The sequence below is a fragment of the Hymenobacter sp. B81 genome, from assembly GCF_044628455.1.
Lineage (GTDB): Bacteria > Bacteroidota > Bacteroidia > Cytophagales > Hymenobacteraceae > Solirubrum.
In genome coordinates this window covers 1560981-1584482 of sequence record NZ_JBIYZW010000001.1, presented here as the reverse complement: position 1 = coordinate 1584482, position 23502 = coordinate 1560981, and the positions used below count along the sequence as shown (strand labels likewise).

At 64.0% G+C, this 23502-nt stretch carries 20 protein-coding genes; 11 read left to right on the top strand and 9 right to left on the bottom strand.

The features are described 5' to 3' along the window. Positions 1 to 108: 108 nt before the first annotated feature. Both ACE191_RS07035 and ACE191_RS07030 read right to left on the bottom strand, forming a co-directional pair. Positions 109 to 522: a DoxX family protein gene (locus ACE191_RS07035; protein WP_400191479.1), complete on the bottom strand. Its 414-nt coding sequence runs from the start codon at positions 520 to 522 to the stop codon at positions 109 to 111. A 445-nt stretch (positions 523 to 967) separates the two neighbouring features. Further along, on the bottom strand, positions 968 to 2032 hold the full coding sequence (locus tag ACE191_RS07030) for a proline iminopeptidase-family hydrolase (protein ID WP_400191478.1): 1065 nt from the start codon (positions 2030 to 2032) through the stop codon (positions 968 to 970). 305 nt (positions 2033 to 2337) lie between these two features. Here ACE191_RS07030 and ACE191_RS07025 point away from each other — a divergent pair, with 305 nt between their 5' ends. Further along, positions 2338 to 5004: a M36 family metallopeptidase gene (locus tag ACE191_RS07025; RefSeq protein WP_400191477.1), complete on the top strand. Its 2667-nt coding sequence runs from the start codon at positions 2338 to 2340 to the stop codon at positions 5002 to 5004. 231 nt (positions 5005 to 5235) lie between these two features. Here the strand turns inward: ACE191_RS07025 and ACE191_RS07020 are convergent, their stop codons facing one another. The 3 genes from ACE191_RS07020 to ACE191_RS07010 all read right to left on the bottom strand — a co-directional run bounded on the left by ACE191_RS07020 (position 5236) and on the right by ACE191_RS07010 (position 7818). Continuing rightward, positions 5236 to 6300, bottom strand: coding sequence for a serine hydrolase domain-containing protein (locus ACE191_RS07020; RefSeq protein ID WP_400191476.1), 1065 nt, complete (start codon positions 6298 to 6300; stop codon positions 5236 to 5238). A 111-nt stretch (positions 6301 to 6411) separates the two neighbouring features. Further along, positions 6412 to 7146, bottom strand: coding sequence for a YebC/PmpR family DNA-binding transcriptional regulator (locus ACE191_RS07015; protein ID WP_400191475.1), 735 nt, complete (start codon positions 7144 to 7146; stop codon positions 6412 to 6414). 198 nt (positions 7147 to 7344) lie between these two features. Beyond that, positions 7345 to 7818: a hypothetical protein gene (locus tag ACE191_RS07010; RefSeq protein WP_400191474.1), complete on the bottom strand. Its 474-nt coding sequence runs from the start codon at positions 7816 to 7818 to the stop codon at positions 7345 to 7347. Between the two features lie 114 nt (positions 7819 to 7932). Between ACE191_RS07010 and ACE191_RS07005 the strand changes: the two genes are divergently transcribed. After that, positions 7933 to 8847: an arginase family protein gene (locus ACE191_RS07005; protein WP_400191473.1), complete on the top strand. Its 915-nt coding sequence runs from the start codon at positions 7933 to 7935 to the stop codon at positions 8845 to 8847. 147 nt (positions 8848 to 8994) lie between these two features. Continuing rightward, positions 8995 to 9828 (top strand): DUF4097 family beta strand repeat-containing protein, encoded by an 834-nt coding sequence (locus tag ACE191_RS07000; RefSeq protein WP_400191472.1) that lies wholly within the window; start codon positions 8995 to 8997, stop codon positions 9826 to 9828. Positions 9829 to 9930: 102 nt separating this feature from the next. Here ACE191_RS07000 and ACE191_RS06995 read toward each other — a convergent pair whose 3' ends face one another. Continuing rightward, positions 9931 to 10959, bottom strand: a complete 1029-nt coding sequence (locus tag ACE191_RS06995) for an MBL fold metallo-hydrolase (RefSeq protein ID WP_400191471.1) — start codon at positions 10957 to 10959, stop codon at positions 9931 to 9933. A gap of 154 nt (positions 10960 to 11113) precedes the next feature. After that, positions 11114 to 11563, bottom strand: coding sequence for a hypothetical protein (locus ACE191_RS06990; RefSeq protein WP_400191470.1), 450 nt, complete (start codon positions 11561 to 11563; stop codon positions 11114 to 11116). 315 nt (positions 11564 to 11878) lie between these two features. On the opposite strand from ACE191_RS06990, the gene hutU reads away from it, so the two are divergent. The 7 genes from hutU to ACE191_RS06955 all read left to right on the top strand — a co-directional run bounded on the left by hutU (position 11879) and on the right by ACE191_RS06955 (position 19926). Then, the gene (gene hutU / locus ACE191_RS06985) at positions 11879 to 13636 is read left to right on the top strand and encodes a urocanate hydratase (protein WP_400191469.1); all 1758 of its coding nucleotides are present in this window, start codon (positions 11879 to 11881) and stop codon (positions 13634 to 13636) included. A 31-nt stretch (positions 13637 to 13667) separates the two neighbouring features. After that, the gene (locus ACE191_RS06980) at positions 13668 to 15041 is read left to right on the top strand and encodes a PIN domain-containing protein (protein WP_400191468.1); all 1374 of its coding nucleotides are present in this window, start codon (positions 13668 to 13670) and stop codon (positions 15039 to 15041) included. Positions 15042 to 15535: 494 nt separating this feature from the next. After that, positions 15536 to 16243, top strand: coding sequence for a hypothetical protein (locus ACE191_RS06975; RefSeq protein WP_400191467.1), 708 nt, complete (start codon positions 15536 to 15538; stop codon positions 16241 to 16243). 463 nt (positions 16244 to 16706) lie between these two features. Then, positions 16707 to 17432, top strand: a complete 726-nt coding sequence (locus ACE191_RS06970) for an NADPH-dependent F420 reductase (protein ID WP_400191466.1) — start codon at positions 16707 to 16709, stop codon at positions 17430 to 17432. A gap of 192 nt (positions 17433 to 17624) precedes the next feature. Further along, a complete protein-coding gene (locus ACE191_RS06965) occupies positions 17625 to 18524 on the top strand; it encodes a DUF5694 domain-containing protein (RefSeq protein WP_400191465.1) in 900 nt (299 codons plus the stop codon). A 169-nt stretch (positions 18525 to 18693) separates the two neighbouring features. Beyond that, positions 18694 to 19023, top strand: coding sequence for a GNAT family N-acetyltransferase (locus ACE191_RS06960; protein ID WP_400191464.1), 330 nt, complete (start codon positions 18694 to 18696; stop codon positions 19021 to 19023). A 279-nt stretch (positions 19024 to 19302) separates the two neighbouring features. Next, positions 19303 to 19926: a hypothetical protein gene (locus ACE191_RS06955; RefSeq protein WP_400191463.1), complete on the top strand. Its 624-nt coding sequence runs from the start codon at positions 19303 to 19305 to the stop codon at positions 19924 to 19926. Positions 19927 to 20043: 117 nt separating this feature from the next. On the opposite strand, the gene ACE191_RS06950 is transcribed toward ACE191_RS06955, so the two are convergent. Continuing rightward, positions 20044 to 20613 carry a hypothetical protein gene (locus ACE191_RS06950; protein WP_400191462.1) on the bottom strand — a complete coding sequence of 190 codons (570 nt, stop codon included), beginning with the start codon at positions 20611 to 20613 and terminating at the stop codon, positions 20044 to 20046. Positions 20614 to 20935: 322 nt separating this feature from the next. Next, positions 20936 to 22339: an FAD-binding oxidoreductase gene (locus ACE191_RS06945; RefSeq protein ID WP_400191461.1), complete on the bottom strand. Its 1404-nt coding sequence runs from the start codon at positions 22337 to 22339 to the stop codon at positions 20936 to 20938. Between the two features lie 522 nt (positions 22340 to 22861). Here ACE191_RS06945 and ACE191_RS06940 point away from each other — a divergent pair. Continuing rightward, a complete protein-coding gene (locus tag ACE191_RS06940) occupies positions 22862 to 23344 on the top strand; it encodes a hypothetical protein (RefSeq protein ID WP_400191460.1) in 483 nt (160 codons plus the stop codon). Positions 23345 to 23502: the final 158 nt, after the last annotated feature.

Genomic DNA, 23502 nt, shown 5'->3' with positions numbered 1-23502 from the left:
CCGGAAAAGGAGTCGGCAGCCCGCAAAGATAACCCAGAACCGGACGCCGGGTCGCGCCGGCCGTTGGGCCGCGGGAAGCGAGCTACTCGCGCAGCGGCACCGGACCCGTTAGGCCACCCGCGGGCGGGCGGCGGCCAGGCGCGCGGCCAGCGAGTACCGGCCGGGTCCGCTGAGGGCCACCGAGACGCTGCCCAGCAGCATGGCTAGCGGCGCTACGTTCTGCGAAAACGGCAGGCCCCAGTGCACCATGCCCAGGGCCACCAGGAAGTTGACGGCCACTACCAGGGCCGCGGGGCGGGTAAACAGGCCCAGGCCCAGCAACAGGCCGCAGGCAAACTGGGCGTACACCGACAGCCGGGCGGCCAGCGGCGGCAGGGGAAACCGGTGCTGGGTCAGAAACTGCTCAAACTCCAGCATGCGCTCCGCACTCACGATGTTGTCAAGTACGCCGTACACCAGCACGCTGCTCAGGAAAAGCCGCAGCACCAGAATGGCCGCATCGGGGTAGTAGGGGAGCCGCATGGGAGAATGGGTAGACCAGTGGACAGACAAGCGGGGCGCGGAGGGTTGCGGCGAAAGATCAGTTCAGAAGCGCCGAAGGGGCTGGACTCGGCGAAAGGAGGTTTGCGGGCGCCAAGGGGTGTTTTGCGTTAGGCGCAAAGTGTTTTGCGGCTGACGGGGAGTGCTTCGTGGTTGCCGAAAGGTGTTTTGTGGCCCGCGAAAGGTGTTTTGCGACAGCCAAAAGGTGTTTTATGACTGGCAAGAGGTGTTTGGCGCTGGTCGAAGGGTGTTTTTTCGTTGCCGAATAGTGTTTGGCAATAGCCGAAGGGCGTTTTGCCTCGCTAGTCAGGTATTTATCCAGTTAGTGCGTGTTTTACTCCTATTGGTTGAGTAGCAAAACGGCAAGATTTTCCGGGATGCCCGATCGGTTAGTGGCACTACTCGTCGCAAGCGGGGCTTGAGGCATCTACAGCGCCACTTCCTTTTCGCCCCGGTCAACGCCCTTGAGGAACTTGATAAGACCGCGCATGTAGGTTGGCTGATCGTCATAGAAGCTCATGTGGCTGCCGCGGGGGCAGATGAGGGCCGTGCCGTTTTGCACCTTGTCGGCCACCATGCGCATGTGCGCGGGGTCCATGGTGTCGTGCTTGCCGCCGATGCTGAGCACGGGCACGGCGAGCTTGGGCAGGTCGGCGGTTCGGTCCCAGCCCAGCAGCTTGCCGGCTACGCCGAATTCGCTGGGCCCCTGCATGGTTACGTACAGGCTCTGGTTCATTTTGGCGAAGGAGCGGTTCACCGGTTCGGGCCACTGGTCGAGGGGCAGGCGCAGGATGTGCTCGACGTAGAAGTTGGGCAGCAGCAGCTCCATGTAGCGCGGGTTCTGGAAGTCCTTACGCGCTTCGATCTGGCGGATTTCGCGCAGCACCTCGGGCCTGAGCTGCGGGGCCAGCACCTCGTCGGCGTAGCGGCCATAGGCGGGCACGCTCATCATCATGTTGGAAATGACGAGGCCTTTGAGGTGCTGCTGGTACTTGAGGGCGTACTCGGCGGCCAGGATGCCGCCCCAGCTGTGGCCCAGCAGGTAGAAATTGTCCTTGTCGAGCCGGAGGGCCTGGCGCACCTGCTCCACTTCCTCCACGTAGCGGGGCAGGCTCCACATGCTGGTGTCCTTGGGGTTGTCGGAGTTGCCGCAGCCGAGCTGGTCGTAGTAAATGAACTCGATGCCTTCCCGGGGCAGGAAGCTCTCCAGGCACTCGAAGTACTCGTGGGTGGCGCCGGGGCCGCCGTTGAGCAGCAGCAGGCGGATGCGCGGGTTGTGGCCCACGCGCTTGGTCCAGACCTTAAAAGTGCCCTTGGGGGTGCTGATGGGAATCATCTGCACGCCGCCGGTTTTCACGCGGGCGGTGTCGCCGGCGAAGTAGCTGGCGGGCACGGCCGCGGCGGCCGGGGTTTCCGGCGAGTGCGAGGTGCAGGCCGGGGCAAGCAGGCTGGCGGCCAGCAGCCCGCCGGCCAGGAAACGGGAAAGGAGCATGATCCGTGAGGCGAGGAGTAGGCAATGGGTTAAACCTAGGTCATTGCCGGATAGCTTCCAACGCCCGGGGCCGAAGTTCGGGCGCCGGGGGAGCTGACGCGGGGCGCAGGCGGGCCGGAACGGGTGCTGCGGGTGGTGGCTGCGCTGCGTTGCGGCGCCGTGAGCCCGGCTGCGGGGTCAGGGCCCAAACTTCCCGCTGTTGCTGACGAGGTCTGGCATAATGTAAGTATGGTTGTATAATATATAGTACTATTCGAATATTAAATATTAATCATATACATTCCACTACACCAAACTCCGTTATCATGTTACACCCCATACCCCTTCTGCGCCGGCCGGTGCTGCTGGTAGCCCTAATGCTGGGCACCCTCACCGCCACCAGTCAAAACCGGGCTGCCGCCCCAAAACCGGTGCCCCAGGCCGCCCTGGAACATTTGCGGGAGCACAAGCAGCAGCTGCAAGTCAGCGACGAAGATTTAAGCGACCTGACGGTGAGCAGCGAAACCCGCACGGCGCACAACGGTATGCGCCACCTGTATCTGCAGCAGCGCTACCGCGGCATTCCCATCCACGGGGCCATCAGCACGGTAAACATGCAGGGCGAGGCCAAGGTGGTGAGCGTGGGCAACCGCTTTTACCGGGGCATTGCCCGCAAGGCCAACAAGCCGCTGCGGGTGATGGACGCCAAGCAGGCCGTGGCCGCCGCAGCCCGGCACCTGAACCTGAGTTTGCGGGAAACGCTCCAGGCCAGCGTCAGCAGCGGCGACGCCGAGCGGTTTACCCGGTTCGGCACCGGCGGCATTGCCCTGGAGCCCATTACGGCCCGGCTGGTGTATCAGCCACGGTCCGATGGCAGCCTGCTGCTGGCCTGGGAGGTGTTTATCTACAAGCTCGACGCCCTGAATGCCTGGAACATCCGGCTGGACGCCAGCAGCGGCGAAGTGCTCGACCAGGATGACCTGGTTACGCATTGCGAGTTCGACGTCGCCGAATCAGTAGGGGCTTTTGCCGGCTACAAACAGCTGCTGGCGCCCCGGACGGCAGCCCCCCTAGTGCCCTACGCGGCGCCGGCCGACAACGCCTATAACGTATTCGCGCTGCCGGCCGAAAGCCCCAGCCACGGCCCGCGCAACTATGTCGGCGCGACGCAGGCCGACGCCACGGCTTCACTTTACGGCTGGCACGATACCAACGGCGCGGCCGGGGCCGAGTTCACCATCACCCGGGGCAACAACGTGCACGCCTACGAGGACCCGGATAACAATAACAACAGCGGGGGCACCAATTACAGCCCCAACGCCGGGCCTGGGCTGCTGTTCGACTATCCCATCGACTTCGCGCAGCAGCCGGTAACGTACCGCGACGCGGCCACTACCAACCTGTTCTACATGAACAACATCATGCACGATGTGTGGTACCGGTACGGCTTTGACGAAGCCAGCGGCAACTTTCAGGTCAACAACTACGGGCGCGGCGGCCTCGGGGCCGACGACGTGCGCGCCGAGGCCCAGGACGACCGCAACGACCCCACCACCCGCAACAACGCCAACTTCTTCACGCCCGCCGACGGCGCCCGCCCCCGCATGCAGATGTACCTGTGGACCACCAGCAGCGGCATCGAGCTGGACGGCGACCTGGACAACGGCATCATCGCCCACGAATACGGCCACGGCATCAGCAACCGCCTCACCGGCGGCCCGAACGTGACGGGCTGCCTGAGCAACGCCGAACAGGGCGGCGAAGGCTGGAGCGACTGGTTTGGGCTGATGCTGACCATGCAGGCGGGCGACACCGGTGGCAAGCGGCGCGGCATCGGCACGTATGCCCTGAGCCAGCCCACCAACGGCCGCGGCATTCGGCCGGCGCCCTACAGCACCGACATGGCCATCAACGGCTACACCTACGACGATACGAATGATCCGGCGCTGTCCCGGCCCCACGGCGTGGGCTTTGTGTGGGCCACCATGCTCTGGGATTTGAACTGGGCGCTTGTGGACCGCTACGGCTTCGAGCCGAATGTGTACGCGGGCACCGGCGGCAACAACAAAGCCATGCAACTGATCATCGACGGCCTGAAGCTGCAGCCCTGCGGCCCCGGCTTCGTGGATGCCCGCGATGCTATTCTGGCGGCCGATAATGCGAACTACGGCGGCGCGAACCAGAAACTGATCTGGGAAGTGTTTGCCCGCCGCGGGCTGGGGTTCAGCGCCAGTCAAGGCTCGGCCAACAGCCGCTTCGACCAGGTAGAAGCCTTCGACCTGCCGCCGCTGTACGCTTGCGTGCCGCCCACGATTACGGCTACGCCAACGGCGGGAGCGTATACCGGCGGCGCTCCGGGTACTATTTTCCTGGGTTACGGCCCGCAAAGCATTCAACTCCAGGCCAGCGGCGTCAACATCAGCACCTACAGCTGGTCGCCGGCAGCGGGCCTGAGCAATGCCAACATTGCCAACCCGGTGTTTACGCCCACCGCCGCCGGTACCTACACCTTTACCGTAACGGCTACCGACGTGAACAGCTGCGTGGCCACGGCCCAGGTAACGATTACCGTACTGGATGTGCGCTGCGGCAACCGCAACAGCAAGGTGCTGGTGTGTCATAAGGGCAACACCCAGTGCATCGACGCGCACGCCGTGGCCGCGCACCTAAGCCACGGCGACAAGCTCGGCGACTGCGGCGTGCTGGCGCCGAGTACCCGCGAGTTGCCCGCCGCCGCCGGGCTCACCGCCGCGCCCAACCCCGCCGGCGCCCGCACCACTATTTCCTTTGAATTGCCGCAGGACGGGAATTACCGGCTCGAAGTAGTGAATATGCAGGGCCTGGTGGTGGCCGTGATAGCCGAAGGATCGGGCCGCGCCGGGCAGGTGTACCAGTACGAGTTTGCCAAGGGCCAGCTGCGCAAGGGGCTGTACCTGGCGCGCTTGGTCACCAGCAAAGCCAGCAAGTTTACGCGCATCGAGCTGCAGGACTAGCCCGCAGGGTAGCATGAATCAGCCAGCGGGCCGGCGTACGCAAGTGCGCCGGCCCGCTGTGCTTTGGGGTAGTCGAGTGTCCCGGCGGCTGTTATCCACCCGGGCCGCAAAGCCATGTGCGCACTGGCCGGGCCGGCGGAGAATCAGGCAGCGGGCCGGGTAGCTGCAAAAAAATCGAGCAGGCTGCCTTATTCAGCGCGGCCTGCAACAGGATCATTGAGGACCGGAACGCTATTTTTCCGCCGCCAGCCAATCGGTGGCCCAGTACTGGCCCGGGCCGAAGAATTGGCGCAGCAGCTCATCGGTCAGCTTGAGGCCGTTGGCGCTGTTGGTGAAGAACACCAAGCTCATTTTCTGCGCCGGAACGGCCATGAAAAAGGCTTGGAAGTCGCCGTTGTCGCCCCAGTGCCACAGGGCCGGGCCGGCGCTGGTGGAAGCCAGACCCACGCCGTAGCCCCAGGCAATGTACGCGTCGGTGGGAGTGGGGCCCCGGCCGCAGCGGTTGGCCGGGTTGGCAGCCGTGGTGAGCAGCCGTGCCGTGGCGGGCCTAAGGCCCCGGCCGAGCATGAGCGCCTGCACCAACCGGCTGTAGTCGGCGGCCGTGGTAAGCAGGCTGTAGCCGGCGTTGGCCTCCTGGAACTGCCGGATTTCCGTGGGCTGGCCGCCGGAGTCGTGGCCGAAGCTAGCGGTGCGCCCGAAGAACTCGCGCCACACGAAGCTGCTGGTAGTCATTTTCAGCGGGCCAAATACCTCCGTCTGCGCCAGCGTCGGCAAGGACTGGCCGGTAAGGTGCTCCAGCGTCCGTTGCAGCCACACGAAGCCTTCGCCGGAGTAATTCCAGCAGCTGTCAGGGGCATACTTCAGCCGCAGCGCCGAGGTTTTCCACGTTGGCGCCAGCGGGTTATCGGCCCAGTTCGGCAGGCCGCTGGCGTGCGTCAGCACCATGCGGGCGCTGATAACTGCGGCGCGCGGCTGGGCGCCCAGCCGCGGGTACGGCGCGTAATCCAGCAGCGGCCTGTCCAGGTCGATCAGGCCGCGGTCGTGCAGGCGCAGGGTGAGGTAGGCCAATACCACTTTGCTCAGCGAAGCCGCCTGCATGGGGGTGGTAGCGGTCAGCGCCTCGGTAGTTCCGGCCTGGCGCAAGCCCAGGCTATACTGCCTGGTTTCGCCCCCTTTGCGGAAGACAAGCTGCAAGCCGGGGACGTTGTGGTGGTTGAGCAGGGCGCTCAGCTCGGCTTGCTGCGCGAGGAGGGGAAGGCTGCCGAGCCAAAGCAGGGCCGTAAGTACTATTTTCATCGGTAGACAAGAGAAGGCCCAGGCCCGACATCCGGTTCAAGGTAAACGCAAACGCGGGCGGCCCCACCAGGAGCAGCCCGCGTTTATGCTCGCCGGTGCAAGCCGAAATGCTTAGCCCAGGGTGTGGTACACGGCCTGCACGTCGTCGTCGTCCTCGAACTTCTCGATCAGGTTCATTACCTCCTCCAGCTGCTCGCCTTCCAGGTGCACCGTGGTGTTGGGAATGCGCTGCAGCTGGGCACTGATGACGTTCAGGTTTTTCTGCTCCAGGGCTTTCTGCATCTGGCCGAAGTCGCTGAAGGCGGTTTCCACCACGATGAAGTGCTTCACGTGGCCCTGCTCGTCTTCTTCGGAGTCCTCGTAGATGTCGTCGGCGCCGAAGTCGATGAGCTCCAGCTCCAACTCGTCGCGGTCGAGGCCCTCGGCGGCCAGCTTGAACACGCCCTTGCGGGTAAAAGTGAAGTCGGAGGAGCCGGCCGTGCCCAGGGCGCCGTTGCCGCGGTTGAAGTACATGCGCACGTTGGCCACGGTGCGGGTGGGGTTGTCGGTGGCGGTTTCCACCACAATGGCCACGCCGTGGGGCGCGTAGCCCTCGTACACCACCTCGGTGTAGTTGCCTTCTTCCTTCGAGCTGGCGCGCTTGATGGCGGCTTCCACGCGGTCCTTGGGCATGTTCACGCCCTTGGCGTTCTGCATGGCCGTGCGCAGGCGCGAGTTGGTGTCGGGGTTCGAGCCGCCTTCCTTCACGGCAATGACGATTTCCCGGCCGATGCGGGTGAAGTCCTTCGACATCCGGTCCCAGCGCTTCATTTTGCGGCCTTTGCGGAATTCAAACGCGCGTCCCATCTATCTGTGAATGAGTAATTGAGTGAATGAGTAAAGTGGCGGCCCGGCGCGGGGCAGGGGCCAAAGGGGCCGCAAGTTAGCCGAAAGCCGCGCCAAGGGCAAGCCGTTGGAACTTCCTCCTGCCGGAGCTTCTGGGCCCGCAAACCGGCGTTTTACCTTGGGTAGGCGGCCCGGGCGGGACTGGAGCTGCCCGGCGGCTCAGGGTCGGCGGCCGGCGGCGGTGAGGGTATACACGCCCTTGTTGCCGGCCGGAAAGCCCTGAATGGTGAGTACCAGCAGCCCTTTTTTGGGGTCGAGGCGGAACGTGCCCTGGTCGGTGCGGGGCTGGCCTTTGCCATCGGTGTAGCTGAAGCTGATCTGGTCGCCGCGGAAGCTGAAGCGCCCGTCCTGGGCGAAGCTGACCGGGCCGCCGCCGTTGGTGAGCTGCAGGCGCTTGGCGTAGCTGCCGTCAGGCCGCAGGGTGAGCGTGCCGCCCACGCCGCTGGCGTACAGGGGCTCCTGCCCGCTGCCCTGGTCGAAAATGGCGTAGGAGGTGTAGGTGTACGTAGTGAAAAACGAGGCGGCCGGCGCCTGCTGCGCCGCAAACTGGTCGGGCCGGCTGGAAACCGGCAGCGGAAGCGGGGCGAGCAGGGCCGGGAGGGCGCTCAGAAAAGACAGCAGTACGAAAAGCATGGCGGGAGCGGGCCGCGGCCAACCCGGCCGACGGCGCCGGTAAAGCTAGCCCGGGTTTGCCGGATTCGGCCGGGGCGCGTTGCTTTGGGCTTTCTTTCCCCGACCTTGCCCGCCATGCCCACTTTCCTGCGCGAACTGATTCGCCCCGCCGCCGAGCTGCCCGAAGCCGACGTCTGCCTCGTGGGGCTGCCCCTCGACCACGGTACGGTGCTCGAGGGCGGCCGCGCCGGCGCCGTGGGCGCGCCCGCCGCCCTGCGCCGCGAGCTGCGCCGCTACCACAAAACCTACAACCTGGAGCACGACGTGCGCCTCGACCACCTGCGCATTGCCGACGCGGGCGACGTAAGCGGCCCCGAGCCCTACGACCACGCCGCCCACCACCAGCGCATTCGCGAGCGGCTGGGCGAGCTGCTGCGCCAGTACCCGCGGGTGGTGGTGCTCGGCGGCTCCCACGACGGCACCTACAGCACCGTGCGCGGCCTGTTCGACGCCACGGGCCGGCAGCCGGTGGGCGGCATCAACCTCGACGCCCACGCCGACGTGAAAGACCGCCGCGACCTGGGCAGCGGCACGCCCTACGGCAAGCTGCTGCGCGAAAACGTGGTGGCCGGTGGGCGCTTCACCGAGCTGGGGCTGCACTCCAACCTCAATACCTACGACGACGTGCAGTTTCTGCACCAGCAGCGGGCCACCATCGTACCGCTGGCCCACGTGCAGCAGGATGGCATGCCGCTGTTTATGGAGCGCGCCCTGCACCGGGCGGGCGCACCCGCTTTCGTGAGCTTCGACATCGACGCCGTGGCCCAGGCTTTCGCGCCGGCCGTGTCGGCGCCCAGCAGCGACGGATTTACGCCCCGGCAGGCCGTGGAGGCGGCATTTCTGGCCGGTAAGCACGAGAGTGTCCGGCTCTTCGAGGTGGTCGAGTTCAACCCCGTGTACGACCGCGACGCCATGACGGCGCGACTGGGCGCCACCATCGTCACGGCTTTTCTGACGGGCCTGGCCGCCGCGCTGCCCCGGCCGGAATAGCGGCGGGCTGAGCGTTTGGCCGGATGGAACTACGGGGCAGGCCGAATAGGCTGATTTGAACGTACGAAAAAATTCGTTGAAGATGCAGCCCTCGGAATCCGGCGCTTGTCAGTGCCCCAAGATTCCACTCCAACCCTTTCTGACGCTATGAAACACCTGCTCACCGCCCTGCTGCTCGGCGCGGCCTCGCTTTCCGCCGCGGCCCAGTCGGCCCCCGTTTTCACTTCCAGCTGCGACGAAAGCCAGTGGGGCAAGTCGGGCCAGAAGCGCTACTGCGAAACCCGCGACCTGACGCTGCCCGCCATCAAGAACGGCCCGCTTAAGGTAGACGGCCTGCGCAACGGCGGCATCACGGTGAAGGGCTACGACGGCAACGAAATCCGGGTGCGGGCCCGGGTGCAGGCCTGGGGCCGCGACGAAGCCGGAGCCAAAGCCACCGCCGCGCAAATCAAAGTTGGCCTCGACCAAAACACCCTGCGCGGGGCCGGCCCCGACGGCTCGGGCCAAAACGACGGCTACGCCATGAGCGAGGGCGGCTACGCAGTGAGCTACGAAATCTTTGTGCCCGAAAAGCAGGCCCTGGAGCTGACCACCCACAACGGCGGCATCAGCCTGCAGAACGTGCGCGGGCCGGTGACCTTTGAGGCGCGGAACGGCGGGGTCAACATCAGCGGCGACGGCGGCGACGTGCGCGGCAAAACCCACAACGGGGGCCTCAACATCACCCTTACCGGCAAGAAGTGGGAGGGCAAGGGCCTGGACGTGGCCACCACCAACGGCGGCATCAACTGGAAGCTGCCCCAGGAGTACTCGGCGCAGCTGTTCACCAGCACCCAGCGCGGCCCCATTCACACCGACTTTCCCACCACCGTGCAGGGCACCATCGGGCGGGAAGTGGCCGTGAACCTGGGCCGGGGCGGGGCGCCGGTGCGGGCCGTTACCACCAACGGCGGGGTCAACGTCAGCCGGGCCGGTAAATAATCCGTACATTCCTTTCTGCACACATAAACAAGTACGGGCCGCCCCGGCAATTGCCGGGGCGGCCCGTTGGTATTTAACCGGGCGCCGGCCCGCCGCTATCGGCTAGAAGTACACTTCCTTGTAGGGATAGGCCGGGAAGGGGTTCTCGGGGTCCTCGTTGAAGCGGTAGGGGCCGCGGGGGCGCCGCTTGCGGGCCGAGCCGTGGCTGGGCCGGGGCCGGTTCCAGAAGTAGGCCAGGGCTCCGGCCGCCAGCAGGGCCCCGGCGCCCACCGCCACCAGCGCGGCCTGGCGGGGCAGCGCATCGGGCGGGGCGGGAGGCAGGTAGCTCACGCCTGCTTCGTCGAGGCGGGCGGGCTCGGCTACGTAGCGGCCGTGGGCGGGCATAGGAAAGTTGTCGGCCAGGGCCTGCAGGCCGGCCGCCGCTGCGGGGCCGCTGATAACCGGCCCGTGCCCGCAGCCGATGGCCTGGGGCTGCAGCGCGGCCAGTCGCTGCACCGATTCCTGCACCTGCGGCCAGTTGTAGTTGAAGGGCGCCCCGGCCACGCTGATCTGGGGCCGCTGCAGCAGCAGGGCCGGCACCGACTCGTGGTTGGCCGTGGCAAAGGCATCGGCGCCGAGCAGGGTGCGGTCGGCTTCGCGGAACAGCGCTACCTGGCCGGGCGCGTGGCCGGGCACGGGCAGCCAGCGCCAGCCCGGCAGGTAGGGCACGTCATTGTCAGTAGTCGCCAGGGGCTGCACCACGTCGGTGAGCTGGAACGACTGCGGCGGGAAAAAGCGGGCCACGAAAGCCAGGGAGCCGCCGCCGTCCACGGTGGGGTCGGCGGGCGGGTACACGGCACGGCCGGTCAGGAAGGGCAACTCCAGCGGGTGGGCCAGCACGGGCACCTGCCAGTGCTCGGCCAGGGCACGGGCCGAGCCGGCGTGGTCCATGTGCCCGTGGGTGAGCAGAATGGCCGTGGGGTGGGTGCCGGGGTAAAACAGCTGGTTGGCGGCGGCAATGATGGCCTGCTCGGAGCCGGGCAAACCCGTATCCACGAGCACCCACTCGCCGGGGTTGGCCGACTCCACGAAGTACACGTTGACGAAGCGTTGAATCTGAAGCTGGGTTACGCCAGCGGCTACCTGGTTCATGTGGGACGGTCGGTATGGTGTAGCAGGGAGTACGCAAATGCCGACCGCCCGGATAGCCGGCCGTATTGCGCCGCTGAGCCCGGCTATCCGGGCGGGCATGAAAAAAGCTCCCCGAACGTCGGGGAGCTTTCCTGCTTAAGTCGGAAAAGCCGTCTTAGCGGCCGCCGGTGGTGCCGGTGGTGCCCGTAGTACCGGTGCCGCCGGCCGTCGAGCCGGTGCCTGTGGTAGTGGAGCCGCCCGCGGTGGTGCCGCCGGCGGTGCTGCCCATGCCGGCCGTGGTGCCCGTGCCCGTACCAGCGGTAGTGCCAGTGCCCGTGCCGGCCGTGCTGCCGGTAGTAGTGCCGGCCGTGCTGCCGCCGGTCATGGTGCCCGAAGTGGTGCTGCCGGTACCGCCCATATCAGAGCCGCCCATGTCGGAGCCGGTGCCGCTCATGGTGGTGTCGGTGCTCATGCCGGCGTCGGTGCCGCTGGCATCCATCGAGCCCGTGGCATCGGTGCCGGTTTCGGTGCCGGTGCCGCCGGCGCCGCCTTCCTGGTTGTTGTTGCCGCAGGAGGCAAGGGTGAACGAGGCGGCCGCCAGGGCCATAAACAGAACCTTTTTCATGGTGTTGGTTGGAAAGGGTGAGGATGAGTGGATTTGGGGCCGGAAAAGCCCGGTCAGCCGCTTTATACCGGCCTCATACGGAGGTAACCCGTCGATTGGAGAAAAAAAAGAACATATTCGTTTTACCTCGGCAATACGCCAGGCGAATGTGATAAAAGTAATGTCGAGCTTGCGGCGTGCCGCAGCGGGCGGCAGGAGGGGGCTGGCTGCATCGTTGCCAGAAACGGGGGTAAAGGCCGGGAAAAAGCCCACTGCCACGCGCCGAAAACGCTATATTCGCCGCTCCACCCCAACCCCGATTTCCCCGCCCCGACCATGTCGCACTCCGCGCTCGACACTCCCGAACTCAACCTCGAAGCCACCTCCCAATCCTCGGCCACCGGCAAAAACGCCCAGCGGCCCATGTTCTACGAGTACAAGCCCGCCGAAACGGTGAAGGCCCAGCACGGCGCCACGCTGCGCTGCAAAACCTGGGAGGCCGAAGCGGCTCTGCGCATGCTCGAAAACAACCTCGACCCCGCGGTGAGCTTGGTGTACGACGAGCTGATTGTGTACGGCGGCGCCGGCCGCGCGGCCCGCAACTGGAAGGAGTACCAGACCATCGTCAAGAGCCTCAAGGAGCTGGAAGCCGACGAAACCCTGCTGGTGCAGTCGGGCAAGGCGGTGGGCGTGCTGCGCACCTGGGCCCACGCCCCGCGGGTGCTCATTGCCAACTCGAACATCGTCCCCGCTTGGAGCACCCAGGAGTACTTCGACGAGCTGGACCGCATGGGGTTGATGATGTACGGGCAAATGACGGCCGGCTCCTGGATTTACATTGCCACCCAGGGCATACTGCAGGGCACCTACGAAACCTTCGCCGCCGTGGCCGACAAGCACTTCGGCGGCACGCTGGCCGGCACCGTCACCATCACCGCTGGCCTGGGCGGCATGTCGGGCGCGCAGCCGCTGGCCGTGACCATGAACGACGGCGTGTGTCTGGTCATCGAGCCCATCGACGCCCGCGTGAAGCAGAAGGTACGCGAAGGCTATGTCGACGAGCAGGCCCGCGACCTGGACCACGCTCTGGAGCTGATGGCCCAGTACAAAGCCGAGCGCAAAGGCTGGAGCATCGGCCTCACCGGCAACGCCGCCACCGTGCTGCCCGAGCTGCTGGCGCGGGGTTACAAGGCCGACATCGTGACGGACCAGACCTCGGCCCACGACCTGATGGACTACATTCCCGAGGGCGACATCGACCAGGTATTGCAGCTGCGCAAAGACAACCCCGAGGAGTTTAAGCGCGAGGCGCTGGCTTCCATCGTGAAGCACTGCCAGGCCATCATCGACATGCAGGCCGGCGGGGCCGTGGCCCTCGATTACGGCAACAACCTGCGCGGGCAGGCCGAAAAAGGCGGGCTGCGGGTGCGCGACGAAAACGGGCAGTTCCTCTACCCCGGCTTCGTGCCCGGCTACATCCGCCCGCTGTTCTGCGAGGGCAAAGGCCCTTTCCGCTGGGCGGCCCTCAGCGGCGACCCGCAGGACATCCTGCGCATCGACCGCGCCCTGCTCGAAACCTTTCCCGACAACAAGATGCTGGCCCGCTGGATTGAGAAGGCCCAGGCCAAGGTGCCCTTCATCGGCCTGCCCGCCCGTGTGTGCTGGCTGGGCTACGGCGAGCGGGAAAAGTTCGGCCTGGTCATCAACGACCTGGTGGCCCGCGGCGAAGTATCGGCCCCCATCGTCATCGGCCGGGACCACCTCGACTGCGGCTCGGTGGCCTCGCCCAACCGCGAAACCGAGGGCATGAAGGACGGCTCCGATGCCGTAGCCGACTGGCCCCTGCTCAACGCCCTGGCCAACACGGCCTCCGGCGCCGACTGGGTGAGCCTGCACAACGGCGGCGGCGTGGGCATCGGCAACAGCACCCACTCCGGCATGGTGATAGTAGCCACCGGCACCCCCGAAAAAGCCGAGCGCCTGCGCCGCGTGCTCACCACCGACCCCGGCATGGGCGTCTTCCGCCACGCCGACGCCGGCTACGAGCTGGCCCAGCAGGTAGCCCAGGAGCGCGGGGCGAAGATTCCTAGATAGTTCTGTTTTTGAAGATCTAAATTTCTTTGATATGTCGACAAAATTCAATGACGTTTTTGTTGCTAATAGAATATATCCAGATGCAAAGGATGTATTCTCTGTTTCTTTAAAGCCACTTTCTGCGGTAAAAAATAATTGTGTATTTGTGGTAGATACAAATGCTTTGTTGCTGCCATATTTGGCTAGTCAAAAAAGTATTAATGAAATCAAGAAAGTTTACAGCCTTTTGATATCCCAGGGTAGACTTGTTGTTCCTGGGCAGGTTGCAAGAGAGTTTGCAAATAATAGACCTGAGAAAATAAAAGAGCTTTTCCAGCAATTGAATAGAAAAAAGAATAAAGTAAGTTTTGGGGCAGTGTATCCTCTGTTATCTGATAACGGTGATTATAAAGAGGTTATTGAGGTTGAAGAACAGATCAATGATCTATTTAAAGAATATATCAAGAAGGTGAATAAAGTTATAGATGGAATCAAGTCGTGGACTTGGAACGATCCTGTAAGTGAAGTGTATAGTGAGCTTTTTAACGAAAATGTAGTAGTTGATTTAGTAATGGAGGAAGAAGTTGTAAAGAAAGAATTAGAGAGAAGATACCTCCATAAGATACCCCCGGGATACAAGGATGGCGGGAAGGATGACGATGGTATTGGAGATTTATTGATTTGGTTAACTATACTTGATATTGCTGAAAAACGAAATGTCGATGTTGTATTTGTCTCTGGAGAAGAAAAAACTGACTGGTATCATAGGAGTGAAGGCCAGACTCTGTATCCTCGCTTTGAATTAATATCAGAGTTTAGAAAAAAAACTAATGGGAATTCATTTCATATAATGAAGCTTTCAGAACTGCTAGATATGTTTAGTGCTGATAAAACTGCTGTGAAAGAAGTAGAAGTGGAAGAGAATTCAAGTGATGATATCGAGTTTCATAACCTTAGCTTTGTTGATACATCTATAAGTGATACTATGAGAAGATATTCTGAAAAAACTACTAAACAAATTAGTGTTATTGAGAGAAAATTATCTTTTAAAATTGCTAAGGATTGGGCTATGAATAATTTCTCAAGATTTTTTCAGGCTTCTGGTCGTGGGTCTGAATTTCCTGATTTGATTTTTTTTAATCCGGATGAAAAAATTGGTGTCGAAATAAAGTTACTTACAAAACGTTCGTCGATATCAATGATGGTAAATGATGTTTTTAGTAAAGCATATTATGAAGTTAGTAGGAATAACTTTAATAAAATTATATTAATTATTGCTTTTGTGGGTGAGGAAGATGAGCTTTATAGTGCGTATAATAGATTTGTACATGAGGTGGAACGTAGAAAGCCAGATAATCATTTTTTTGAAATGATATTCGGTCAAGTTGATGTATCTGGAAGCTTTTTTAAAGTGTTGCACATTTAATAATCGATTGTAAGTAAGGCTGGCTATTGCAACTTGTGCTTACATTAAAATTGTCTTTTGAGGGCCTGAACCAGTAGTTATTAGCCCTGTCATTGGCAAACCATCAACAACGCCGCCCGAGCCCCGCTCCGGCGGCGTTGCTCGTTCTGGCCGCACCACCTCATCCCAAAAACCCTCGAAACCCCAGGAAACCTTTCCTAAGCCTGCCGAGAAACTTGGGAAGGCCCGGGAAACCTTTCCCGGGCCTTCGCAGAAACTTGGGGTGCCTCAGGAAACCTTTCCCAGGCCTCCCCAGAAACTTCGGATGGCCTGGGAAACCTTTTTTTATGCCTCCCAGAAACCTGGGGTGGCCCGGGAAACCTTTCCTGGGGCATCCCAGAAACTTGGGAGGGCCTGGGAAACCTTTCTTCGGCCTTCGGAAGTTTTTTGGTTGGATAAATCAAATAAGAATAGTAGATAGAAGGAAGTTCAACCTTCTTTAACCTACCATTCTTATGTTGTCGTTCGACAAAATCTTTGGCGACTGGTTCGCCGACGACGTCATCAGCTTCCAGGACCTGGAAGCGGGTACGCGGGACCACCTGGAGCGCCTGCGCAAGGGCAACACGGGCGGCCGTTTCACCGCCCTCATTGCCGCCACCGAGGCCCGCTACCTGGCCTACTTCGGGCAGCGCAGCGACGCGGGCACCGGCCTGAGCACCGGCAAGGGCCACACCCTCACGCTGGGCGCGGCCGAAGAGGCCCTGGTGGACTGGCTCACCGGCCCGGGGCGCGAGTACGTGCTTTTCCGCATCAAGGACGAGGCCCAACGCCTGCGCTTCTACCCCCGCGGCGCCACCGAGTACCACAAGGCCGGCCGCGCCGAGTGGCCCGGCCTGCTGGAGCGCTTCGACCAGGCCCTCACCGACCTGGGCGCCGGCTTCGACGCCGATTTCAAGACCACCTACGCCGGGCACCGCGCCGCCCTGCTGGCGGCCCTGGCCACCCAGAGCGGCCAGAAAAAAGTGCAGGCCGACGCCCGGGTGGGCTCCCGCGCCGAGCGCGCCCTGCTCACCCGGCAGCTCTCGCGCAACGCCCGCCAGCTCGGCCTCGACTTCGACGAGCACCCCGCCGAGGCCCTCACGTACTTCGACCGGCAGTACTTCAACCAGCACCAGCCCGCGCCCAAAACCGCCCCGGTGAAGCCCCTGCCCGTGGCCTAGCGCCGGGCCGCCCGCCGGCCCCCGCCCGTTTTGTCGCCCGACCTTATCCTACTTACTCCTATTGGCCTGATAGCAGCGCCCGGCTCCCCTCGCGGAGGCCGGGCGCTGGTGCGTTGGGCGGGGCAGCCCGGGCGGGCTCCCACCGACCTGGGGGGCTAGCAAGCCCGGCACCACGACAGACTGAGTCAGAATGCCGGGTCGAATAAGACTAGGGTCCAAATCAAGACCGTCATGCTGAGCCTGTCGAAGCATCTCTCCCGCTTCGTTGAATGGCATCGAACGAAGCGGGAGAGATGCTTCGGCTGCGCTCAGCATGACAATCCCAATTAGGGTGACAAATTCCGGCTGACTCTACACCGAAGCACCTGCCCACAGCGCCTAAAAAAGCAATTCCCCGCCGCCGCTGTTTACCAACCTGCGGCGGCGCAGTGCCGGCGCACACACCCAGTAACCCTTCCCAACCATGAACATTGGAATCATTGGCGCGGGCCACATCGGCAGCGCGCTGGCCGTACGGCTGACGGACCTCGGCCATCAGGTATTCATTGCCAACTCCCGAGGGCCCGAAACCCTCAAAGACGTGGCGCAGAAAACGGGCGCCCAGGCCGTGACGGCCGAGGAAGCCGCCCGCCGCGGCACCGACCTCGTGGTGGTGACCATCCCGCTCAAGAACATTCCCGACCTGCCCCAGAACCTGCTGGCCGGTGTGCCCCGGGAGGTGCCCGTCATCGACACCAGCAACTACTACCCGCTGCTGCGCGACGGGCAGCTGCCCGAGCTGGAAACCGGCGACCTGACCGAGAGCGAGTGGGTGCAGCAGCACCTGGGCCGCCCCGTGGTGAAGATATTCAACAACATTCTCGCCGACCACCTCGCCCAGCCAGGGAAGCCCGCCGGTACGCCCGGCCGCATAGCCCTGCCCGTGGCCTCCGACGATGCCGCCGCCAAGCAGAAAGTCATGCAGCTGGTAGAAGAGCTGGGCTACGATGCCGTTGACGCGGGCAGCCTGCGCGAATCGTGGCGGCAGCAGCCCGGCGGGCCGATTTACTGCAACGACTTGCCGGCCGAGCAGGTGCAGGCGCAGCTGCAGCGCCTCGGCACCGAGCGCACGCCCGAGCAGCACGCCGAGTTCCTGGCCAACCAGGCCCAGCAGGAGCAAGCCATGCAGGCGCAGGGCATCAAGCTGTAAAAGAGCGGACGGGCCGGCGGCTGGTAACGCTGCCATTGGCCTTGACCCGGAAAAGCCCCTCATACCGCGCACAGGCCCGGCATGAGGGGGGGGGCAGTTTCGCCCGGTCCGGGTGGGCTGGGCGGGCCGCGCCGGCATCCCCTATTCATGTGATAAGACAACGGTTAAGGCGCCGGGTACATCTGGCCCGCTATGAAGAACCTCGCCCGACAACTCGTTGGATTGCTGCTGGCCACCCTTGGCCCGCTTTCCCTGGCTGCCCAACCGGCCCCCATTCAGGTGATGACGCTCGGCACGTTTCACTTCGCCTACCCCAACCTTGACCAGCACCAGATTGATCGGGCCGACCAGGTGGATGTGCTGGCCCCACGCCACCAGGCCGAGCTGGCCCGCCTCACCGATGCGCTGGCCCGCTTCCGGCCCACCCACGTGCTGATCGAGGCGGAGCCCGCCCGGCAGCCGCGCTACGACTCGTTGTACCGGGCGTATGTGGCCGGGCGGCACGCGCTGCGCCGCGACGAGCGGGAGCAGCTGGGCTTCCGGCTGGCCCGGCAGCTCGGCCTGCCCCGGGTGTGGGGCGTCGATGCCGAGGGTCGCTATTACCCCGAACTGTTGCAGCTGTTCAACGACACGGCCCGGGTCCGGCGCTTCGAGCGGTTTCTGGAACACAACCCCGATTCGGCGCTGGAGCGCCGCTACAAAGCCCTGTACGCGGCCGAGGACCTGCTGCCGGCGCGGGCGGGACTGGTAGCAGCCCTGACGAAGCTTAACGAGCCGGCCAATCTGCTGCACAAGCAGGGCGCCTACCTGGTGGGCGGCTTCAAATACGAGGAAACGCCGCAGAGCAATACGGGGGTGGATTTTGAAACCTCGCGCTGGTACAGCCGCAACTTGCGCATCCTGCGCAACGTGCAGCGCCTGCCCATTCGCCCCGGCGACCGGGTACTGCTCATTATTGGCGCTGGGCATGCCGGGCTGCTCAACTACTTCCTGCAATGCTCGCCCGAATACCAATTGGTGGACGTCAGGCCGTATCTGCAACAAGCCGCTACCGAAACCCCAATTCAGTCCCGGCCCCGGAAGCGCAGCTAGTGCCTCAGCAGGGCAAGCCGGGAGCTGCGGGCGTTGGGTAAGTGAACACGGACCAAACCGCAAGGTTACAGGTCACGATTCTGCTAACGAGCTGGCGTGGCGCCGCGGCTGGTACTACATTTAGCCCATCGAGCTTCGCTGGCTACCCGTTTACTCACCCTGCACCTGCATGAAACCCGAACTCCAGGATCTTCCCCTCATCGACAACCGCGGCGGCCACCGCTTCGAGCTGACCGTGAACCACAGCACCGCCTTCGTGGAGTACGGCGAGCGGGACGGGGGCCTGGCTTTGTTTCACACCGAAGTGCCGGGGCAGCTGGAAGGGCAGGGGGTAGGCACCGCCCTGGTGGAGAAAGTGCTGGCCGAAATCGAGCGGCGCCAGCAGCCGCTGATTCCCCTGTGCCCCTTCGTGACCAGCTACCTCAAGCGCCACCCCGCGTGGCAGCGGCTGGTGGCCCCGGCTTATAAGCGCTGGTTTCAGCCCGCCCAGCCGGAGTAGGCCCCCCTGCCTCCGGCTGCCCAAATCGGTGCGGCGGGCGGTGGCAAAGCCGGGCCAGTGGTTGCGCAAAGCTCCCGGTCTGCCCTGCTGGGTTCCGCGGAGCATCTCTGCCGCTTTGTTGGGTCAGTCGGTAGAGAGGCTTCGCCCGAGGCGCGCAGGACTTGACCTTAGCTTCCCTCTGCCCCTCAGGCGGGACCTGGGCTGGCGCCCCGAAGGCAAGCGACGCCGGGCGGAATATCGTTTGGTGGTAATATTGCCCGCTCACCAACCACTGCTTGCATGCCCCGCGCTGTCGTTACGGTTCATTACTGGTCGGGGCTGCTCCTGGCCGGGTTCATTTTGGTGCACCTGCTCAACCATCTCGCGGCCCTGGCCGGGGCAACGGCCCACCTGGGGCTGATGCAGCTTCTGCGCACGGTGTACCGCCACCCGGTGGTGGAAGGCGCACTGCTGCTGGCCGTGGCGGGGCAGGTGTTCACGGGCATTCGGCTGGCGCGCAGCCGGCGCGTCGGGGCCCGCGGCCGGGCCGAGCGGCTGCAGGTGTATTCGGGGCTGTACCTGGCGTTTTTTCTGCTGGTGCACACGGGCGCTGTACTCACCGGCCGGCTGTACTTCGGGCTCGATACCAACCTGTACTTTGGCGCGGCGGGCATCAACACCTTCCCGTTCAGCCTGTTTTTCGTGCCCTACTACCTACTGGCCGTGCTGGCCGTGTTTGGGCACCTGGCCGGCGTGCACTACCGCAAAGGCAGCGCGCGGTTTGGCGAGCAAGCCGCCCGCCGGCAGGCCCTTGGCCTGGGTGGCCTGGGCGTGGTGGTGGCGCTGCTCATTCTCTACGGCCTCACCAACGGGCTGCGGGGCCTGCCCATCCCGGCCGAGTACCTGAAGTCGTTGGGCCGCTGAGCCCAGACCGGCCAGAAAAAGCCCCGGCCTGCCGGCATGGGAATGTCGGCAGGCCGGGGCTGAAACGTGGGTGTACGGTACGCGGCGGCGAGCTACGCCGGGCAGCTGAGGGTGGCGCTACGCCGCGTGGGCATTCGACTGGGCCGGGCGGCTGGGGCCGGCAGCCTGCCGGAACAGCCAGGCCGAGAGCAGCCACAGCGCCACGAAAATCAGGTTGCCCCACAGGCCCCGCGTCACGTCCAGGTTGAACTCGGGCTTCCAGAACAGCAGCGCCACCAGCGGGGCCAGAAACTGCACCAGGCCCGCCGCCAGCATGGCCAGGGCCAGGCCCGACGCCCGCAGCCGCACCATCATGGCCCCCACAATGGCAACTACGAACGGCGCGCCCAGCAGCAGGTTGGCCGGGTTGGGGCCGCTGCCAATGATGCCCACGGCCAGATTGACCCACACCGACAGGAACCCGGCCGCTACGGCCAGCAGGGCGCCCATGCGGTAAGTCACCGAGCCGCCCTGGCTCAGCAGCAGCTCAAAAGCCAAGCCCGTGCCGAAGATCAGCGCGCCCATAATCACGAAGTCGGAAAAGGTCCAGTTGACTTCCTGGGTGAATTGCATGGCTACCAGGGGTATCAGCAGGATGCAGGCGGTTATCAGCGCGGGGCGAACGAAGTTTGGGCGACGCAGGGTCATGGCGGTAAGGAGGTTGGTTGATGGAAGAAGTCCGGTGAATCCTCGGCGTCCCAGCGCTCCGGTCAACCGCCGCGTGGCGCGCCGGGACCGGCAGAATTCGCCGAGGTGGTAAGATGATGCGAAGTAATAGAAAGAACTTTGAACTTCAAAGTAAATGCGGTCAATAAAAATTTGGTTGCTCGCATCCGCCGCCGTTTGCCTCCCGGCTTTGCCCCCGGAGGCGCCCCGGCTTCTCGCCCGCGGAGCTCCCGAGGCCGGCCCGCAAAACGCCGCCCCGCTGGTTGGGGCGGCGCTTCCGGCCACGGGGCCGCCATCAGGGTTGTTAAGTCAGGACGTGTCCGTGCTTGGTCGGCCGAATGTTCTGGTTGACGCGGAACAGGTTGTCCGGGTCGTACTTGTTCTTGATGCTCACCAGCCGCTCGTAGTTGGCGCCGTAAGTGGTTTTCACCCGTTCGGGGCCTTCGTCCATCATGAAATTGACGTAGCCGCCCCCGGCCGCGTGGGGATGCAGGGCCGCCCAGTAGTCGCGGGCCCAGGCCGTCAGCAGCTCGTCGTTGCGCGCATCGGGGTCGACGCCCACAATCACCATGGCCCAGGTCATGTCGCGGAAACCCCAGGCCGTGGCGTCGCTGGGCACCTGGGCTACCTTGCCGTTGATGGGGTAGAGGTGCATGGTCGACGAGGGGGAGGGCAGGTGCAGGCCAAAGCGCAGGTGCGCGTCGATTGCCTCGTCGTTGAGCTCCCGGAAAAAGTCGGTTTTCCAATACCAGCGGTGCAGCCCCGACACGTAGAGGGCGTCAAACATGCTTTGCAGCGCCGGCAGCGGCAGCGGACCCACCAAACTCAGGGCCGGGGGCGGCAGCTCCCGCAGCAGGTCTTCAAAGGTTTGCTCCGCCTCGGCCGGGGGCCCCACGTAGTTCCACACGATGCCGCACATGGTGTGCCCGTGCAGGGCCTCGGGGAAAGGTGGTCCGGGCGGCACGCTCAGAAAGGCAAAGAACCCGTTGATGGATTCGGGTGCCGTCTGAATAAAGCGGCGGTACCAGCGCAGTACCGTGGCCGTGTCCTGGGGATGCCAGAGCATGGGGCCGCCGTACACCGTGCTCACCTGCTCCAGCCGGAACCGGAAGGAGGTGACCACGCCGAAGTTGCCGCCGCCGCCGCGCAAAGCCCAGAACAGATCGGAGTTCTGGCTGGCCGAGGCTTTTACGTAGCGGCCGTCGGCCAGCACCACGTCGGCTTCCAGCAGGTGGTCGATGGTGAGGCCGTAGCGGCGGCTGAGGTGGCCCAGCCCGCCGCCGAGCGTGATGCCGCCGATGCCGGTGGAGGAGATGATGCCGCTGGGCAGGGCCAGGCCAAAGGCGTGGGTGGCGTGGTCGATGTCGCCGAGCAGGCAGCCGCCATCCACTAAGGCGGTGCGGGCCGCGGGGTCCACGTACACGCGCCGCATCAAGCTCAGATCGATGACCATGCCGCCGTCGCATATGGCCATGCCCGCGCCGCTGTGGCCACCGCCCCGGATAGCCACCAGCACGTCGTTGTCGCGGGCGAAGTTCACGGCCTCAATCACGTCGGCTACGTCCACGCACTGCACAATCAGGGCCGGGTGTTTGTCGATCATGCCGTTGTATACCTTGCGCGCGGTATCGTAATCGGCATCCTGCTGCCGGATGATCCGACCCCGCACGCTGAGCCGGGGTTCGGCAATGAGTTCTTCGGTAAGCATGGGTTGGGGGCTGGAAGTAAGAAAGAGCCACGGTCCGGCGGCGCCCAATGCGGAACCGTCGCTACGCCGGGGCCGCAAACCAGGAATGGCAAGTGCAACCGGGTCCAGTAGGACAGAGGACCGCGGAGCGGCAGGGAAAAGGCCTGGAGCAGCGGCAACAAGCCGGCGCCCCGGCGGCAACAGCACAGCACCAACGGGCGGCAGCGGGGCACAGTAACCCCAGGTCCTCGCCGCCCATACATATCACATCCTGAATATAAGCAAAAACTGAAGTAAGCGGAAGCTGCCGGGCCTGCTTTGGCCAGCGGGCAATCAAGGCAATAAAAAGCTTCCTGCATCCGGCCGGCGCACTCATCAGTGGCCCCTGCATAGGCCCGCCCGGCTGCGTGTCATACTACCCAGGCTCGTTGCCACGTTGACCATGCTCAATGACTGCCCAATACCAGTTGCCCCGCGGTAGCTTGGCGTGCCCGGGGCGCATAAGCAATCCATGACCAATTTGATCCGCTCAACCGCACTCTCATGCTGAAGCACCTGCTGCTGCCTCTCGGGCTGGCCTCCTCCTGCGGGGCCCTTGCTCAACCTTCCTGTCCGCCGGCCCTTGTGCAGGTAGTGCTGCCCGGCGGCGAGGTAGTGCCTGCCGCCGGCGCCCCCATGCAGGGGCTGATAACGCTGCAGGTGGTGCCCAACCCCGAGTGCCCCGGCGCGGCCGCCTTCCGCTTCCGCAACGCCGAGTACACCCTGGTGCGCAACGGCCGCCCCGTGCTGCCCACCTTCAACCTGCGCCAGCCCCAGGCCGACCTGCGCCCCATTATGCGCGCGGCCCGGCCCGGCGACCAGGTGCACGTGTTCATTGCCTACCAGAACCTGGGTATCGTAGCGGCCGACGGCCGCGTTCAGCTTTACCAGCCACCCGCGCCGCCCACCGACAAGCGCGGCCAGGTCGACCTCATTCCCGACGCAGCCAAGGGCATCAGCTTCAACTGGAAGCTGCTGGCCAGGTAAGCCAAACCGCCCGCCGCCGCTGCATCGCATAAACATGTGGTAAGCCGGCGGCTCAGGCTGCCAGGCAAGAGGTGGTTGCCGGCGTGGGAGGAGCTGAAAACTGCCTCGGTATCTGCCGGAATTGCGCGGGCAGGCAGTTGTTAGGCGGCATCACATCA

Coding starts and splice junctions, on each gene's coding strand:
- ACE191_RS07035 (WP_400191479.1), bottom strand. CDS start 522: ATGCGGCTCCCCTACTACCCCGATGCGGCCATTCTGGTGCTGCGGCTT.
- ACE191_RS07030 (WP_400191478.1), bottom strand. CDS start 2,032: ATGCTCCTTTCCCGTTTCCTGGCCGGCGGGCTGCTGGCCGCCAGCCTG.
- ACE191_RS07025 (WP_400191477.1), top strand. CDS start 2,338: ATGTTACACCCCATACCCCTTCTGCGCCGGCCGGTGCTGCTGGTAGCC.
- ACE191_RS07020 (WP_400191476.1), bottom strand. CDS start 6,300: ATGAAAATAGTACTTACGGCCCTGCTTTGGCTCGGCAGCCTTCCCCTC.
- ACE191_RS07015 (WP_400191475.1), bottom strand. CDS start 7,146: ATGGGACGCGCGTTTGAATTCCGCAAAGGCCGCAAAATGAAGCGCTGG.
- ACE191_RS07010 (WP_400191474.1), bottom strand. CDS start 7,818: ATGCTTTTCGTACTGCTGTCTTTTCTGAGCGCCCTCCCGGCCCTGCTC.
- ACE191_RS07005 (WP_400191473.1), top strand. CDS start 7,933: ATGCCCACTTTCCTGCGCGAACTGATTCGCCCCGCCGCCGAGCTGCCC.
- ACE191_RS07000 (WP_400191472.1), top strand. CDS start 8,995: ATGAAACACCTGCTCACCGCCCTGCTGCTCGGCGCGGCCTCGCTTTCC.
- ACE191_RS06995 (WP_400191471.1), bottom strand. CDS start 10,959: ATGAACCAGGTAGCCGCTGGCGTAACCCAGCTTCAGATTCAACGCTTC.
- ACE191_RS06990 (WP_400191470.1), bottom strand. CDS start 11,563: ATGAAAAAGGTTCTGTTTATGGCCCTGGCGGCCGCCTCGTTCACCCTT.
- hutU (WP_400191469.1), top strand. CDS start 11,879: ATGTCGCACTCCGCGCTCGACACTCCCGAACTCAACCTCGAAGCCACC.
- ACE191_RS06980 (WP_400191468.1), top strand. CDS start 13,668: ATGTCGACAAAATTCAATGACGTTTTTGTTGCTAATAGAATATATCCA.
- ACE191_RS06975 (WP_400191467.1), top strand. CDS start 15,536: ATGTTGTCGTTCGACAAAATCTTTGGCGACTGGTTCGCCGACGACGTC.
- ACE191_RS06970 (WP_400191466.1), top strand. CDS start 16,707: ATGAACATTGGAATCATTGGCGCGGGCCACATCGGCAGCGCGCTGGCC.
- ACE191_RS06965 (WP_400191465.1), top strand. CDS start 17,625: ATGAAGAACCTCGCCCGACAACTCGTTGGATTGCTGCTGGCCACCCTT.
- ACE191_RS06960 (WP_400191464.1), top strand. CDS start 18,694: ATGAAACCCGAACTCCAGGATCTTCCCCTCATCGACAACCGCGGCGGC.
- ACE191_RS06955 (WP_400191463.1), top strand. CDS start 19,303: ATGCCCCGCGCTGTCGTTACGGTTCATTACTGGTCGGGGCTGCTCCTG.
- ACE191_RS06950 (WP_400191462.1), bottom strand. CDS start 20,613: ATGACCCTGCGTCGCCCAAACTTCGTTCGCCCCGCGCTGATAACCGCC.
- ACE191_RS06945 (WP_400191461.1), bottom strand. CDS start 22,339: ATGCTTACCGAAGAACTCATTGCCGAACCCCGGCTCAGCGTGCGGGGT.
- ACE191_RS06940 (WP_400191460.1), top strand. CDS start 22,862: ATGCTGAAGCACCTGCTGCTGCCTCTCGGGCTGGCCTCCTCCTGCGGG.